This is a genomic window from Aquirufa antheringensis (genome assembly GCF_004307425.1).
In the GTDB taxonomy this organism is placed as follows: domain Bacteria; phylum Bacteroidota; class Bacteroidia; order Cytophagales; family Spirosomataceae; genus Aquirufa; species Aquirufa antheringensis.
In genome coordinates this window covers 376,699-392,127 of sequence record NZ_SEWZ01000002.1, presented here as the reverse complement: position 1 = coordinate 392,127, position 15,429 = coordinate 376,699, and the positions used below count along the sequence as shown (strand labels likewise).

At 41.2% G+C, this 15,429-nt stretch carries 12 protein-coding genes and 1 tRNA gene; 1 reads left to right on the top strand and 12 read right to left on the bottom strand.

Annotation, left to right across the window (positions count from 1 at the left end):
• Window positions 1-32: 32 nt before the first annotated feature.
• The 8 genes from EWU21_RS04600 to EWU21_RS04565 all read right to left on the bottom strand — a co-directional run bounded on the left by EWU21_RS04600 (window position 33) and on the right by EWU21_RS04565 (window position 9,127).
• Window positions 33-2,261: a multicopper oxidase family protein gene (locus EWU21_RS04600; protein WP_130895634.1), complete on the bottom strand. Its 2,229-nt coding sequence runs from the start codon at window positions 2,259-2,261 to the stop codon at window positions 33-35.
• A gap of 2 nt (window positions 2,262-2,263) precedes the next feature.
• Window positions 2,264-2,977, bottom strand: coding sequence for a heavy-metal-associated domain-containing protein (locus tag EWU21_RS04595; protein WP_130895633.1), 714 nt, complete (start codon window positions 2,975-2,977; stop codon window positions 2,264-2,266).
• Between the two features lie 100 nt (window positions 2,978-3,077).
• The gene (locus EWU21_RS04590; protein ID WP_130895632.1) at window positions 3,078-3,638 is read right to left on the bottom strand and encodes a helix-turn-helix domain-containing protein; all 561 of its coding nucleotides are present in this window, start codon (window positions 3,636-3,638) and stop codon (window positions 3,078-3,080) included.
• Window positions 3,638-4,498, bottom strand: a complete 861-nt coding sequence (locus tag EWU21_RS04585) for a DUF3347 domain-containing protein (RefSeq protein WP_130895631.1) — start codon at window positions 4,496-4,498, stop codon at window positions 3,638-3,640. The genes EWU21_RS04590 and EWU21_RS04585 overlap by 1 nt, the downstream gene beginning before the upstream one ends.
• An 861-nt stretch (window positions 4,499-5,359) precedes the next feature.
• Window positions 5,360-5,433 (bottom strand) — tRNA-Asn (locus tag EWU21_RS04580).
• Window positions 5,434-5,509: 76 nt separating this feature from the next.
• Entirely contained in the window at window positions 5,510-6,907 is a 1,398-nt protein-coding gene (locus EWU21_RS04575) for an efflux RND transporter periplasmic adaptor subunit (protein ID WP_130895630.1), read from the bottom strand.
• An 89-nt stretch (window positions 6,908-6,996) separates the two neighbouring features.
• On the bottom strand, window positions 6,997-8,349 hold the full coding sequence (locus EWU21_RS04570; protein WP_130895629.1) for a TolC family protein: 1,353 nt from the start codon (window positions 8,347-8,349) through the stop codon (window positions 6,997-6,999).
• 94 nt (window positions 8,350-8,443) lie between these two features.
• Window positions 8,444-9,127: a M15 family metallopeptidase gene (locus tag EWU21_RS04565; protein ID WP_236633170.1), complete on the bottom strand. Its 684-nt coding sequence runs from the start codon at window positions 9,125-9,127 to the stop codon at window positions 8,444-8,446.
• A 48-nt stretch (window positions 9,128-9,175) separates the two neighbouring features.
• Here EWU21_RS04565 and EWU21_RS04560 point away from each other — a divergent pair, with 48 nt between their 5' ends.
• Window positions 9,176-10,411 carry a nucleoside recognition domain-containing protein gene (locus EWU21_RS04560; RefSeq protein ID WP_130895628.1) on the top strand — a complete coding sequence of 412 codons (1,236 nt, stop codon included), beginning with the start codon at window positions 9,176-9,178 and terminating at the stop codon, window positions 10,409-10,411.
• A gap of 91 nt (window positions 10,412-10,502) precedes the next feature.
• On the opposite strand, the gene EWU21_RS04555 is transcribed toward EWU21_RS04560, so the two are convergent.
• Genes EWU21_RS04555 through EWU21_RS04540 form a run of 4 tightly spaced genes read right to left on the bottom strand, consistent with a single transcriptional unit; the run spans window position 10,503 to window position 15,137 of the window.
• Complete coding sequence (locus EWU21_RS04555; protein WP_130895627.1) at window positions 10,503-10,979, bottom strand: UpxY family transcription antiterminator; 477 nt, start codon at window positions 10,977-10,979, stop codon at window positions 10,503-10,505.
• Window positions 10,980-10,981: 2 nt separating this feature from the next.
• Window positions 10,982-12,235: a nucleotide sugar dehydrogenase gene (locus tag EWU21_RS04550; protein ID WP_130895626.1), complete on the bottom strand. Its 1,254-nt coding sequence runs from the start codon at window positions 12,233-12,235 to the stop codon at window positions 10,982-10,984.
• Window position 12,236: 1 nt separating this feature from the next.
• Window positions 12,237-13,325, bottom strand: coding sequence for a GDP-mannose 4,6-dehydratase (gmd, locus tag EWU21_RS04545; protein WP_236633169.1), 1,089 nt, complete (start codon window positions 13,323-13,325; stop codon window positions 12,237-12,239).
• A gap of 39 nt (window positions 13,326-13,364) precedes the next feature.
• On the bottom strand, window positions 13,365-15,137 hold the full coding sequence (locus tag EWU21_RS04540; protein ID WP_130895625.1) for an AMP-dependent synthetase/ligase: 1,773 nt from the start codon (window positions 15,135-15,137) through the stop codon (window positions 13,365-13,367).
• Between the last annotated feature and the right edge of the window lie 292 nt (window positions 15,138-15,429).

Here is a 15,429-nt window from a genome sequence, read left to right as displayed (position 1 = left end):
TTAAATTATCTCAATAGACAATTAAAAAGTTTTTAGTAAGAAAAAGTTATTCCAGCACCCAATCCCATATCACTATCATAATGTGATGTAATGCCCATGTTTTTGTTTACGATGTAACGAAAACCTGCCATGTATTCCTTATCGGTGTTAAGCATAAAACTCACTCTAAGTCGTTTGGTAATAGGCATATCTTCTCTCATAAGTTGAAAACGAATATTTCCATCCTGATAGATTTCAGCTTGTCCAACAATGAGTAATGGCAACGTGTAATTTACGCCGACTGTAACAAGACTTCTTAGGTCCTTACTATTTGATTGCCCAAATAGATTTGTTTCCTGTTCATCTATTCCAAACTTTCTATAACGCCAATCAAAGCCAATAAATGGCATTAACCACTGCATTTTCCCAACATATCTACCAATATGTGTTTCTACCTCATATCCGTGAAAATCATGATAGCCCAATCGCCATTCTGAACCAATGCTCCACCTCGTATTTTGTAACATGGCCATTCCATCATTACCGTTGGTTGCAAAATCATTCTCAGCCATAAAATGAAACTTGCGGTCGTCTGCAAACAGTTTCCGTTGCGCTAGTTTTGGATTAGGAATCAATGGATTGGGCATCTGATTTTCATAACTTAATACCCTACCCATTCCGCTCATCATATGGTACAAAATATGACAATGGAAAAACCAATCACCTTCAACATTGGCGTTAAATTCTAATGTATCCGTCTCCATCGGCATAACATCCACAATGTTTTTTAAAGGAGCATTTTGTCCTTGACCGTTAAGTAACCTAAAATCATGCCCATGTAGGTGCATCGGATGGCGCATCATGGAACCATTGTAGAGAATAATTCTAACATTTTCTCCTTTTTTGATAAGGATTTTATCGGCTTCTGAAACGACCCTATTGTCTAAACTCCAAACATATCGATTCATATTACCGGAGAGTTTAAAGTACAATTCTTTTACTGGAGCATCCTTGGGCAATGCTGTTATGCTAGGGGACTTCAGCATGGCATAATTCAGGGTAACAATGTCTCCCAGTGCATTGGCATTATAACGATTGGGGTCATTGTCATCTTGTTTTGGCTTAGCATCGCCAGTTATTTCAGGATACATCACCACATTCATATCCATTTGATTTAAACTCATGGCCATACCCATATCATCCAATTCGCCATTCATCTTCATCATGTCATTCATCATCTTCATCCCTTCAAAATACTTTAATCGGGGTAAAGGTGATTTCAACTGTTTAATTCCATTTCCAATATAAATGGATGCTGAATTAGTCCGGTCTTCAGTCGTTGCTAAGAATTCATAGGCAGTCTTATCTGCTGGAATAGTAACAATAATATCATAGGTTTCTGAAACCGCAATAATTAATCTATCAACTTCAACCGGTTCCACATCGTTCCCATCATTTGCTACTACTGTAATTTTACCCCCGGCATAAGTCAGCCAAAAATAGGATGATGCACCCCCATTTGAAATTCTTAGTCTGACCTTGTCTCCACCTTTCAACTCATTTCCTGAGATACTTTTAAGCTCAGAACTTGGTTTACCATTCATGAATATTTTTTCATAATAGACATCGCTAACATCCATCGCTAACATCCGCTTCCATTCACTTAGCAACTTAGTTTTAAAATGACCTGCTGATATTGCTTCCCCATAACTTTGAACGGAGTTTTTTCTCAATGCGGGATAATCATTGGCATTATGAAGCATCCTGTGAATATTCTCGGGTTTGAGATTGGTCCACTCACTCAGTACAATAGGAAGCGTTGGTAAGTCATCGATTCCTTTCCTAAAAGAGTCGTCGTTCGGTCTTTTTAACATGACAAAATTCCCATACATTCCTATTTGTTCCTGCAACCCTGAGTGTGAGTGATACCAGTGGGTACCATTTTGAATGATTGGGAAACGATAGATATGAGTTGTATTTGGCCGAATGGGCATTTGTGTAAGGTTGGGAACCCCATCTTCTTTATTGGGTAAAAATAGCCCGTGCCAATGTAAAGAGGTTTCCTCCTTAAGTAGGTTATGAACGTGTATTTCAGCCGTATCACCTTCGGTAAATGTTAAGGTTGGCATTGGTATTTGACCATTAACTGCAATCGCTCTTTTTTCTTTGCCAGCAAAATGCACTAAAGTGTCTTTTACGTAAAGGTCATAGCGAACAACTTTTTGGGCGAAAACAGTTGTTGAAAACAGCACAAAAACGGCAATTATTGGTATCAATCTCATGTTTAAAATAAATTTAAAATCATATATCCGCTCATTACAATCATCAATGCATCTTCGATAATTGTCACAGTACTCATTGGCAAATTAAAAACTGCCCCCAAACAAGCACATTGTATTTTCTTATTATCAAATACTGACTGCAAAACACCTATTATACTTATACTCATGACCACAAACGTGCAGGCATTTGTTACTAAAGGATTGTAATTTAAAAGATAAGAAATACCCAAGCCAACCTCTACAAAAGCGTATGAATATGCCCAAAAGGAGAATTTTTTTGCTACCACATCATACATGACATAACTTTCGGCAAAACCTTTTAAATTTAACAATTTGAAAAATGAGAACACTAAGAAGAACCCAGCCATAAAATGCTGCATCGCCTCCATTAAAATAATATGTCCGCTTTTCAGTTGTATCAATAAAGTAATAGTAGAGACATAGAGAAAAATCAGCAAAATTGGAGCATAAGTTTGAAACCACGATTTTGCTTGTTCCTCTAATTCAATGTTTTGTTTTGCAGAAATGGTATATTTTGCATCTAATACTTTCTGGAAATTTGACAAGTTGATGTGCCTATCCATTGAAATGGTAACCGAATCGTATTCCTTAGAAACCTCAACATTAGTTACATTTTCAACGCTCTCTAACAATGATTTTACTTTTGCTTCACAACTTGTGCAAGTCATTCCAGTTAATTGATATGTATGTGTCATATTTGTGTTTTTAAATAGAGTTATATAAAACGCAAATTTTCCAAATTAAAACCATCGTGACGTTACGTTATTTTTTAGAAATTATATAAGATTTCCTTTCTTATACACTGTCAATACCGGTTCTTTTACTTGATTTAAGTTGTTTAAAATAGGACGTTGTAAAACCTGTTTCCCTTTTAAATTGATTACTTAGATACGCAACACTACTGTAATTCAATTGGTATGCAATTTGGCTCAATGTTAATTCATCATACATGAGCAATTCTTTTACTTTTTCAATTTTTTGCTTGATAAAGAATTGTTCAATGGTTTGCTGTTCTACTACCGAAAAAAGGTTACTCAGAGATTTGTATTCGTGATTTAAGTGTTGAGATAAATAATTAGAAAGATTAACTCTTAAGTCATTGTTTTTGTGATGAACCAATTCAATAATTAGATTTTTTACCTGTTCAATTGTTCTACCTTTTTTGTCATCAATTAATTCAAACCCAACAGACTTGAAGACACTGATTACATCCAATTTTATGGAATCTATATTTTCTTCTTTTATTTCTACCTCACCTAACTCAATGTGAATTGGGTGAAGTCCAAGTTTTTCTAGCTCAGACTTCACGACCATTTTACATCGATTACAAACCATGTTTTTAATGTATAGTTTCATTAATTTAAGGTTTCAACAACTTTACCACATCCCAACATTTTAGTACCATAATAGGGGTTTTTAACGATGTTCTCTTTACTCAACCAATTTGCCCCTTTTCCTTTGTTAGCCATTGGACAAAATTGATAATATGTTGGGGTATCTTGTTTTGAGACTTTCATCACCGAATACATGTTTTTAGATAAAGATGTAAAGTGGTCTCTTTGATGTCCGGCATCTTTGGTTTCCGAAATATGTTCAGCATCAAAGACCAAATCTTTCATCACTTTCATCCATTCTACATGTTCTTCTTTTGTTAATGATTCCATTTTAACCGAATTAATAGAATTCAACAGGGATGCTGCTTTTGTTGCTGCCAGATTACCATCCGTTTTCACCAAAGCATCTTTCACAGCAAAATAGGAATCGAAGACTTCTTTGAGTTGCTCTTCTTGTATATTTGTTGCTAAAATGGGTGCGACAACTTTTTCTTCTACAGCAAGAATTACCGTTTTTGCATCTTCAACTTTTACAAGAACTTTTCCTGTCCGTTCATATTGGCAACAAGTTTCAAGTTTAGCATAAACATTGTCAGGAGCGAGAAATTTGTCGCTGTCATATCCTGCCAAACCAATTCGTTTTAGAATTTCATCTTGATTTGTTTTCTTTTCATCAAAGGTCAGGACCGCCATTTTCGTATCCTTGTTCCATTCTACATGGACCACATTCTTTACATTAGCAGCCGATTCGATAGTACTTTTACAGATTGAACAATTTCCATAGATGTGTACGGTTTCTACCTTGGCATTTTTGATTTCTGCGAAACAAGTCGAGATGGATAGCATTAATGCCATTGCCATCAATAATTTTATTGATTTCATTTTTTCAAATTTTTTTTGTAAAAATAGTAAGAATTGAAGCAATAATTTGCTTTCGTTGAGACAGTCCTATGACTGCCATGGCAATAAATTAGCCTATATTGGGAGGGGTCCAAATGTAACCAAAGCCAAAAGAATGGTAGGTTTCGTTGTAATAAGATTTTACTTTTTCACTAGTTCTAAAGGTAATAATATCTACGCGCACTAAATAATTAGACAAAACCAGCGACGTTAAAGTTGGCGGACAACTACATTTTGAATTATCACAATTCCCCCCACAACTATTGTCTTCCTTCTGTTGGGTGTTTTTATGATTATTGCAACAATCCTTTTTATTAGATTTATCAGACGAGTCTTTTAAACAGCAGGATTTCTCCGCTTTCTTAGATTTTGCTCCACACGCATAGGATTTCACGGGCACGGTTAGGCAGCCAAGAAATGTAATTATGAGCAGTATGTGAAATTTTTGCAACATATTTCTTATAACGATAAAAGTACGAATTTGTTTCAATTTTTAATGAATTAGCTCTAAATTTAAATACTTCCTTCAAATAAAGTGCTGTTATACTAATTTCACAATTAATGATAAAGCGCGCAATTTCTTACAATGAATGAAAAAGTGATGAATGTCAAATACTACCTCCAATTTAGACAAAGTTAAAAGAAAAACACTTGTCGGATTTCCAATATCCAAACCAACTCTTGGCATATTCTTGGCACAAACAGAAAATCGCATGTAAAACACTTGATGAAATATGTCCAAAAAACACATAACCCTCTCATGGGACTCGAACCACAAAAATCGTTGAATATGGGTTGATTTTAAACGAAAAAAGTCACTATTTCTAGTGACTTTCTTGTTTGCTCCCTCTCCTGGGCTCGAACCAGGGACCCCATGATTAACAGTCATGTGCTCTAACCAACTGAGCTAAGAAGGAATTTTGTTCCTATTGGGACTGCAAAAATAGGGGGACAATTCATTAAATGCAAGATTGCCCCCCATTTTTTTTGAAATTATTTCTTTTCAGTGGCCTTTTCTGCTGCTTTCGGATCCTTCTTCTTCACTAAGTCTCCTTCTTTCAGCTTCTTAGCAACTGTCGCATATGGCCCTGCGATGATCTCTTGTCCGTCTTTCAAGCCGTTCACGATTTCGATATTTTCAAAATCTGAGATGCCTGTTTTCACTTGGATCATTTTCGCTTTACCTTTCTCCATCACGAATACTACTTCTTTCGTGTTTTCCTTGCGTTTCTTCGCTTCTAAGGCATCGTTAGAGTTCGTCGCGTTCGTTCCGTCCTCTTCCTTCTTTTCGCCCTCTTTCACCTCAGCACCGATCTCACGAGTGGTTACTGCAGATAAAGGTACCGTAGCGATGTTTTCCTTTCTGTTGGTCAAAATCTCCACAGACGCTGTCATTCCAGGCTTCAACGGATAAGACAATTTGCCTTTGATTAAATCCGCGTAAGATGAACGCAAGACACGAATCTTCACTTCGAATTCCGTTACTGCATCATTTGAAACAGCAGACGCTCCACTTGAATTCGCTGAGCTCGCAATTTCGTATACCACCCCTTTGAACTTACGCTCGCTTGAAGAGAAAGCATCTACGTCAATTAAAACGGTATCGCCGATGCTTACACGGGTGATGTCATTTTCGTTTACGTTCACGCGAACTTCCATTTTGTTCAAGTTCGCGATGCGCAACATTTCTGTTCCCGCCATTTGTGACGTTCCTACGACACGCTCCCCTAATTCTACGTTTAACTTCGAGATGATACCGCTTTGAGGGGCATAAATCGTCGTCTTCGTTAGGTTCGTTTTAGCTTCTTTTAAGGTCGCTTGTGATGATTTCACATTGTAATTCGCGGCATTTACGTTTGCTTTTGCAGCCTCCAAATCTTGTTTAGCCACTGTATAGGCTGATACAAATTGGTCAAAGTCCGCATCAGAGATTACTTTGTCCTTGTGCAATTTCGCGTTACGATCATAGTCAATTTTGGCCTTAGAAAGACGTGCTTCGCTTTGGGCTAAAACTGCCTTACTTTGCTCCATGTTTGCTTTCGTCGCATTCATTTGTGCTTCTGCACGTGCCAAAAGAGACACATAGTTATCCGGACGAATCTTCAACAATTCCTGGCCAGCCACTACGGAATCGCCTTCCGCTACGTTCAAGGAAACAATCTCCCCAGAAACGTCTGGCGATAATTTCACCTCTACTTCCGGCTGGATCTTTCCAGACGCACTGACTTTTTCAATGATCGTCGAACGAGAAACCTTCGCGAACTCTACTTCTGTAGGCTCTACTTTCCCGATCCATTCCATTTTTTTGGCTAGAAATAATCCACCAAAAATCAATACCACCGCGCCTCCGATGATCATCCAAGTCCGCTTACTGTTGTTGTTTGTTGCCATAATTTTAGTCAATAGTCTCTAGTCGATAGTCGCTAGCGAAAAATTTAATTAAACTCTTTATCTATACTCTCTACTCTATTATCTCCAATCTAAAAAACCAGACTCTTCCCTTGATAAAAATCCAAAATCTTCGTTCTAAACACGAAGTCATATTTCGATTGTACCAAGCTCAAGCGCGCCTTGTCTAAATTCGTTTTTTGTAAGTTATAGCTTACGAAATCGATTGTTCCTGCTTGAAAACGGCTTTCAGCTGCGCGGAAAGACTCTTCTAAAGCGGATACTTGTGAAAGGCCCGCTTCGTATTTCATGGCTGCGTTGTTTAAATTAACGTAGGCTTGCTCGATGTTTTGGCGCAGCGTTAAGCGCGCTTTTGAGGCTTCAATCGAAGCATTCTCGCGTTGTAAACCGGCCTGTGCAATTCTCGTTTTGTTCGCAAAACGCGCGAAGATCGGGATGTTTAATCCTAGCGAAATCACCTTGTTTTGGGTGTTATTCAATTGATCAAAGTAGCCCATCGTTAAGGCATTTGACTGGTTCGCAGACATACTTGCACTTAGGGATAGGGTAGGCATGGTACCTGCTTTGGCCACCGAAATACCTTTTAAGGCACTTTGTACCCGTAGATCAGCGGCTTTCACTAGAGGCTGGATCGCCAAAGCTTTGGCATATAAATCATCCATTCCCGTGTCATATCCATTAGAACTAGGCGTAGGAACCTGAATGCGTTGCAATGAAATGGCTGAAATACTCGAATCGTTTAACAATTGAATCAAGGTCAATTTATTGAGGTCCAAAGAACTCTGGAAACTCACCACGTTCGATTCTTCATTCGCTAATTGCGCTTTCAAATCCAATAGGTTAGAAGGGGCAAGGGAGCCCGCATTCACTAATTTCTCCGTACGAGAAATCTGTAATTTCGTAATTTCTGTCTGCGACTTCGCGATGCTTAATTGATCTTCCGAATTCAAAATGGCTAAGTACGAAAGCACCACTTGTAGGGAAATGTTTTCCTTGATAGATGCCAAATCTTCTTGCGAAGCCTTCAGGTTATAATCGTTTTGGAGAACCGAGTTACGAATTTGGCCTCCATTAAAAAGAAGCATTCCTGCGTTTAAACCCAAGTTATTGTAATTAATGTTACGCGAATCGTATCCGTTCGTGAAGGGGTTAATACTACGTCCAAAAGAAGCCGATTGATTAATATTCGCACTTAAATTAGGCAAGGCGTTATTTTTCGACTGCTGCAACTGCAATTGTGCGTTGCGCAAACTCACCTCGTAAGACTTCACATTTAGATTGTGTTGTAACGCGATTTCAACCGCCTTCGAAAGCGATAATTGAACTGTATTTCCGTTCGCCTGAATCGCTGAAGCGTTCTGAGCTGTCGCTGATATTCCGCTGGCCAAAAGCAAAGCAGAAAGACTGAATATTTTTAAAGACATAGGTCAACAATAAAATGTATGCAAAGGTAAACAATCCCGCGAAAGCCGCTCCTTATTTTAGGATAAACGGCAAGGCTTCAGGATAAAACCCCATTTATGGTATAACGGAGAACTTTTCTTTCGCCACTTTGCGCGAAAAAGCATTGAAGTGCCACCACTCATATTCAATGGGCATAAAGCCCGCACTTTTCATGGCTTTGCGTAGAATGAGGCGATTATCGATGGCTTTTTGGCTTAATTTTCCCGCCTTCAATAACCTCGCTTCTTCTTTCGGGTAGGCCATTTCGCCAAAGAAATCATATTTCGTCCCCATCTCCAGCGGCTTTCCTGTCTCATCCGCCACCGTTAAATCGATCGCACTTCCATAATTGTGAATCGAATGCTCCTTCGGGTCCGCCACATAGGTCCGGCGTTTTTCTGGGCTATATTCTGTCAACGTATTCCAAAGTTCCCACTGCTTCGAAAGCGGTCTAGCCGCATCATAAATCAACAAATGATAGCCAGGATGCGCTTTTTCCAAATTCTCCTGTGCCTTCTTCAACATCACAACCGTCTCCTTTTGCAAGTAGGCATGCGTCAAACAACCATATACGTTCTTCTTCATGAAATTATCAGAAGTCGCATATTTTAGCTCAACTAAAACGTTCTTCACTTGAGCTGTCACCTCTTGTAGCCCCTGTTTCTGCATGGATAATTCGGCAGCACAGGTCGTTTTTTGTGCCTTCAACGACAAGCTAATTAGTAGCATTAGAACTGCTTTAGCGAATAGATTCTTCATTTTGACGGAATTTTCCCTAAATTTAATCGTTTTTTACCTCTCTTACCTATGGCTTTAAATTGGATTTGGTTTTTGTTCTTCGGTGTCGCGTTCGTCGTCGCCCTGATTCAATTCATTTTCTTCGGTAATACCGACATATTTAAAATCCTGGTAGACGGGATGTTTGACTCCGCGGAAGTAGCCGTCATGAAAGTGGCTCTTCCATTAACGGGCGTCATGGCCTTCTTTATGGGCATTTTGCAAGTAGGGGAGAAGGCGGGTGCGATTCATTTTTTGGCCCGCAAAATCCAACCTTTCTTTTCTCGTTTGTTTCCTGAAGTTCCAAAAGACCACCCCGTTCATGGCCAAATGATCATGAACTTCTCGGCAAACCTTTTAGGATTAGATAACGCTGCCACCCCATTCGGTTTAAAAGCGATGCAAGGTTTACAGGATTTGAATACAGAGAAGGAAACCGCCTCTAACGCCCAAATCATGTTCCTCGTGCTCCACAGCGCAGGCCCCGTTTTAATCCCACTTTCCATCATGGCTCAACGGGCCATTTATGGCGCCCAAGACGCCTCAGACGTATTTATTCCCTGCCTCATGGCCACTTACGCCGCCACCATCACGGGTCTGATTTTCGTCTCCTTCAAGCAAAAAATTCGTCTGTTTGAACCCGTTCTCTTTGGCTGGCTTTTCAGCATCACCGCCATTCTTGCCGGTATTTTATGGTACTTCAGCAGCCTCCCAAAAGAGCAAATCGACATCCAGTCCAAACTCTTCAGCAACGGCATCCTTTTCGCCCTCATTTTTTCCTTCATCGCTGCGGCCTTTTATAAGAAAGTAGACATTTTCGGGACCTTCGTTGAAGGCGCCAAAGGCGGATTCGAAACCTCCGTCCGCATCATTCCTTACCTCGTAGGCATGCTCGTAGCCATTTCTTGCCTTCGCAACTCTGGCGTTTTAGATTTCATCGTAGACGGCATGAAAATGGCCGTCAACTATATGGGAATCGACAATCGCTTCACAGACGCAATGCCCACTGCTCTTTTACACCCCGTTTCAGGTAGCGGTTCCCGCGCCATGATGATTGACACGATGAAAACCTTCGGCCCAGATTCCTTCGCCGGCCGCCTTTCTTGTGTCTTCCAAGGCTCCGCAGAAACGGTCCTTTTCGTCATCGCCCTGTACTACGGCTCTGTTCAAGTTCGCAACATTCGCTACACGCTATGGGCGGGATTAGCGGCGGATTTGGTGGGGATCCTTACTGCTATTTTTGTGAGTTATCTTTTTTTCGGATAGGCATTAAATGATGAATGGTAAGTGGTAAATGGTGAATGAATCTACCATCAAATATTTACCATTCACCACTTACCATTAACCATTTATAGTTTTACTTCTCTGCTAATGCCGCAACAAGCTCAAACCCTAAACTCTCTATCTTAAGCCTCACCTCATGCTTATTCTTCAGCCCTACAATCTTGGCGGTTTGACCGGTGAGTGGGCCGGATTCGATGGTGATGTAGTCGCCGATTTTTGCGGTGGTGCCGATGGTTTCTACCTCGAGGTGGTCAGAAAGGAATTGTCTGATGGCAAGGATTTCAGCGTCTTGGATGACGGCAGGTTTGTGGAGCCAGTAGACGAAGTTCACGACACCGAAGGTGCGGCGGACTAAACCACTTTGTTTCTCTAGGTCGATGTTAACGAAGACGTAGGAGCGGAAGAGGACTTCTTCGACCCATTTTTTGCGGTCAGACCATTGCTTCTTACGCTTGGTGGTAGGGCAATAGGCTTCGATGCCTAGCTCTTCGAGGCGCAAGGAGACTTTCTTCTCCATTCTGGATTTCGTATAAATCGCGTACCAAGCCATGTTTATAAGCGGGCGTCAGCCAGGTCTTTGGAAAGGATAGATTTGATATCAAAAATGACTCCGTTTTCTGCTTTCAAGGCTGCGAAGGGGAGGTCAAGAAATTCGTTGTGGGCTACGGTTAAAACGATCGCTTGGTATTTATCAGCTAGTTTTGAGACTAGTTCGATGCCGTGTTCGTGCTTCACTTCGGCTGCGTTTGCCCAGGGATCGTAGACGTCTACGTCCATGCCAAAGTCTACTAATTCCTTGTAGATATCCACCACGCGAGAGTTGCGGATGTCTGGGCAGTTTTCTTTGAAGGTGATGCCGAGCATGAGGGTTTTGGCGCCGCCGATTTTTTGGCCTTTATTAATCAATAGTTTGACTAATTTATTCGCCACGAAAATACCCATGTTGTCGTTCACGCGGCGACCCGAAAGGATCACTTGTGGATAATAACCGAGGCTTTCGGATTTGTGCAATAGGTAATAGGGGTCCACGCCAATGCAGTGGCCGCCTACTAATCCGGGTTTGAAATTCAAGAAATTCCACTTCGTTCCGGCAGCTTCTAACACCTCGGTGGTGTCAATGCCCATGCGATCGAAAATCAAGGCTAATTCGTTTACGAACGAGATGTTGACGTCGCGTTGGGCGTTTTCGATGGCCTTGCTCGCTTCGGCTACTTTCATCGAAGGCGCTTTGTGCGTTCCTGCGGTGATGATGGAGCGGTAGAGTTGGTCGACTTTTTCGGCGATTTCGGGAGTGGATCCAGAGGTAACTTTCTTGATTTTAGTCAAGGTGTTTACCTTGTCGCCTGGGTTAATGCGCTCTGGCGAATAGCCGCAGAAGAAGTCCTCGTTAAACTTTAATCCGGAGAATTTTTCCAAAACCGGAACGCAATCTTCCTCCGTACAACCCGGGTAAACCGTGGATTCGTAAATGACTAGGTCGCCTTTTTTCAAGGCTTTCCCAATCATCTCCGATGCCTTCAACAGGGGACTTAAATCCGGCTTTTTGAAGTGGTCAATGGGGGTAGGAACCGTAACGATAAAGGTGTTGCAAGTGCTTAAATCGGCGGCATTCGAGGAGAAAGTTAAAGAAACAGATTCCTTTAATTGCTCTGCTGTAACCTCTTGAGTACGGTCAAAACCCGTGTTTAATTCCGCGATGCGGCTCGTGTCAATATCAAATCCGAGGGTGGGGATGTTTTTTCCAAACTCCACCGCCAGCGGAAAACCCACATATCCTAAGCCAATAATGGCGATCCGTGTACTCATCTTATTTGTTCGAGAAAAGTTTTACGTCCGCCTGAATCATGTCTTTCACTAGCGCGGCTAAGTCGTATTTGAGGGTCCAGCCTAGTTTTTCTTTGGCCTTCGTAGGATCTCCGATCAATAATTCTACCTCCGTAGGACGGAAATAGCGAGGATCTATCGCGATCACTTCTTGTCCCACTGGTACTTGATACGCCGGGTTCGAGCAAGAAACGACGGTTCCTTTTTCGTTCACACCCTCACCTGAGAAGGCTACTTCAATGCCTAATTCCGCAAATGAAAGGCGAATAAACTCGCGAACGGTCGTTGTAACGCCAGTTGCGATCACGTAATCTTCTGGTGTATCTTGTTGCAAAATCAACCACATCGCCTCGATGTAATCTTTCGCGTGGCCCCAGTCGCGTTTCGCGTCTAGATTACCTAAGTGAATCTTTTTCTCTTGTCCCAAAGCGATTTGGGCCACACCGCGAGTAATCTTGCGCGTCACGAAAGTCTCGCCGCGAAGCGGGGATTCGTGGTTAAATAAAATACCGTTTACCGCAAACATGCCGTAAGCTTCGCGGTAATTCACCGTGATCCAGTAGCCGTATAATTTAGCGACAGCGTAAGGAGAACGCGGGTAGAAGGGAGTCGTCTCCGATTGCGGAACTTCCTGTACTAGGCCGTAAAGTTCCGAAGTGGACGCTTGGTACACTTTGGTCTTTTTAATCAAACCTAGCAAACGTATGGCCTCTAGAATACGCAAGGTTCCGATGCCGTCTACCTGCGCTGTATATTCGGGTTCGTCGAAAGATACTTTCACGTGAGACATCGCCCCCAGATTGTAAATTTCGTCCGGCTGCACTTCTTGAATGATGCGAATGATATTCGTGGAATCACTTAAATCTCCGTAATGCAAGATAAAGGAGGCCGAATCCACGTGCGGATCTTGGTACAAATGATCAATGCGATCGGTATTAATCAACGAGCTTCTGCGCTTGATACCGTGCACGATATAACCCTTATTTAAAAGAAATTCCGCTAAATAAGCGCCATCTTGTCCTGTTACACCCGTAATAAGGGCTACCTTTTTTCCTGTCGACATACGATTCATTAAGAAATCAAAATTACGCAAAAAAGAGGCCTAACGCAATTATTCATACAGGCCCAAAATCGCCTTCTCGTGTTTCGCGTAAATCGCCTTGCGCTTTAATTTCAAGGTAGGAGTGATTTCACCATCCGCTACCGTGAACAAACGCGGCAAAAGAACGAATTTTTTAACCTGTTCGTATTTCGCCACCGAAGCCATCGTTTCCAAAACTTCTTGCTCTATTTTAGCGAACACTTTCGGGTTTTTAATCAAGGCTTCTGGGCCTTTTACGCCTAATTCTTGTTGATCCGCCCACACTTGCAAGGCATTAAATTCTGGGATGATGAGTGCTGATGGGAATTTTTGGCCTTCGCCCACTACCATACATTGCTCAATAAAGGCTGATTCTTTTAGCTTATTCTCCACTAATTGTGGCGCTACGTATTTTCCACCAGACGTTTTAAAGATCTCCTTCTTGCGATCTGTGATCTTCAAATATTTTCCGTCTACCATCATTCCGATGTCTCCCGTGTGGAACCAACCCTCTGGATCAATCGCCTCAGCCGTTGCCTCTGGATTTTTGTAATAACCGACCATCACCGAATCCCCTTTCACACAAATCTCCCCATCTTCTGCGATCTTCAATTCTATCGAGTCCACTAAAGAACCCACACAGCCTACCTTAAAATCCGGTGGATTCACACGTGATACCGAAATAACGGGCGAAGTCTCGGTTAAACCATAGCCTTCTGAAACCGGAATGCCGGCCGCCCAGAAAACACGGGATAAACGAGGTTGCAATGCAGCAGAACCCGAAGCGATCAATCGAACGCTTCCGCCCAAGGCTTCACGCCATTTGCTGAAAATAACTTTTCTGTAAAAGGCCAGTTTTAAAGAATCTAGTAAACCTAGCTTCTCCATGGGATCGTATTGTAAACCGAATTCCAAAGCGCCAAAGAATAGCGTCCGTTTGATGCCGGTGAGCTCATTTCCTTTGGCCAAAATCTTATCATAAACCTTCTCCAATAAACGTGGAACGGTCGCAAACATCGCCGGTTTTACCTCCTTAATATTATCTGCAATCGTCTCCATACTCTCCGCATAATAGACCGCAACACCGTAATACATGTACATGTACACATCTGTACGCTCGTAAATATGGCATAAAGGCAAGAAACTTAACGCGCGATCACTGGCATATAAATCAAAGAATTTGCCCCGAATCAAGGCCTTAATATTGCTGACAATGTTATGATGTGTTAACATGACACCCTTCGGACGACCTGTGGTTCCAGAGGTATAAATTAACGTCAATAAATCACTAGGTTTTACCGCATCCATTAAAGGCTGTAAAACGGCCGCGTCTTTTCCTTCTCCTAATTCCTTCACTGCCGTCCACATCTCCACATCCGCTACTGGATCAAAGGTATAAACGCCTTTGATTTGCTTATTCCCTTTAGAAGCTTCCTTTACTTTTAAATACAATTCCTCATTTTCACAGAAGATGTATTTTACCTCTGCATCTTTGAAAATATACGCATAATCTTCAATCGTAATGGTGGGATACATGGGTACTGTCACACCTCCAATGATTTGAACAGCAAAATCAACGAAATTCCAAGCCGGACGATTACCCGAGATGATCGCAATTTTATCCCCCGGTTTTACCTGGAGTTCTAAAAGGCCTAAGGCTAAGGTTTGAATGTTCTCTAAGGTACTTGCCGATGAATAGTTTTTCCATTCGCCATCCCTCTTTTTGTTAAAGAGGTCTTCTTTTTGAAAACTTTTGTACGCGGTCAATAAGTCGAATACGCGGTTGAATTGTTGATGAACCATTTGTCTGAAGGGTTTAGAAGCGGCAATTTAGCCAAATTGTATTAAATATAGTTATTTTTGCACCTAATTTACTTATCCACCAGTTATCCACATTCGAACAGGTGATTTACTCTTTTTTTATCTCTTTATACTATTTTATATACCTATAATATCAAAAAAGCATCAAAACCTTTTTTTCAGCTTAAAACTTATCCACACACATAAATTAAAAAAAGAAAAAGTTTTTTAAATCTCTTTTTTGTTTCTTCTTGTTGTTCTCTGTGGATAAGTGGATAACTCAAAATCGTGTTTG

Excerpts from the sequence above, each read along its gene's own strand:
- EWU21_RS04590 (WP_130895632.1), bottom strand. The coding sequence starts at position 3,638 with ATGAAACTATACATTAAAAACATGGTTTGTAATCGATGTAAAATGGTC.
- EWU21_RS04560 (WP_130895628.1), top strand. The coding sequence starts at position 9,176 with ATGGCTTTAAATTGGATTTGGTTTTTGTTCTTCGGTGTCGCGTTCGTC.
- EWU21_RS04540 (WP_130895625.1), bottom strand. The coding sequence starts at position 15,137 with ATGGTTCATCAACAATTCAACCGCGTATTCGACTTATTGACCGCGTAC.
- EWU21_RS04570 (WP_130895629.1), bottom strand. The coding sequence starts at position 8,349 with ATGTCTTTAAAAATATTCAGTCTTTCTGCTTTGCTTTTGGCCAGCGGA.
- EWU21_RS04550 (WP_130895626.1), bottom strand. The coding sequence starts at position 12,235 with ATGAGTACACGGATCGCCATTATTGGCTTAGGATATGTGGGTTTTCCG.
- EWU21_RS04575 (WP_130895630.1), bottom strand. The coding sequence starts at position 6,907 with ATGGCAACAAACAACAACAGTAAGCGGACTTGGATGATCATCGGAGGC.
- EWU21_RS04595 (WP_130895633.1), bottom strand. The coding sequence starts at position 2,977 with ATGACACATACATATCAATTAACTGGAATGACTTGCACAAGTTGTGAA.
- EWU21_RS04585 (WP_130895631.1), bottom strand. The coding sequence starts at position 4,498 with ATGAAATCAATAAAATTATTGATGGCAATGGCATTAATGCTATCCATC.
- EWU21_RS04555 (WP_130895627.1), bottom strand. The coding sequence starts at position 10,979 with ATGGCTTGGTACGCGATTTATACGAAATCCAGAATGGAGAAGAAAGTC.
- gmd (WP_236633169.1), bottom strand. The coding sequence starts at position 13,325 with ATGAATCGTATGTCGACAGGAAAAAAGGTAGCCCTTATTACGGGTGTA.
- EWU21_RS04565 (WP_236633170.1), bottom strand. The coding sequence starts at position 9,127 with ATGAAGAATCTATTCGCTAAAGCAGTTCTAATGCTACTAATTAGCTTG.
- EWU21_RS04600 (WP_130895634.1), bottom strand. The coding sequence starts at position 2,261 with ATGAGATTGATACCAATAATTGCCGTTTTTGTGCTGTTTTCAACAACT.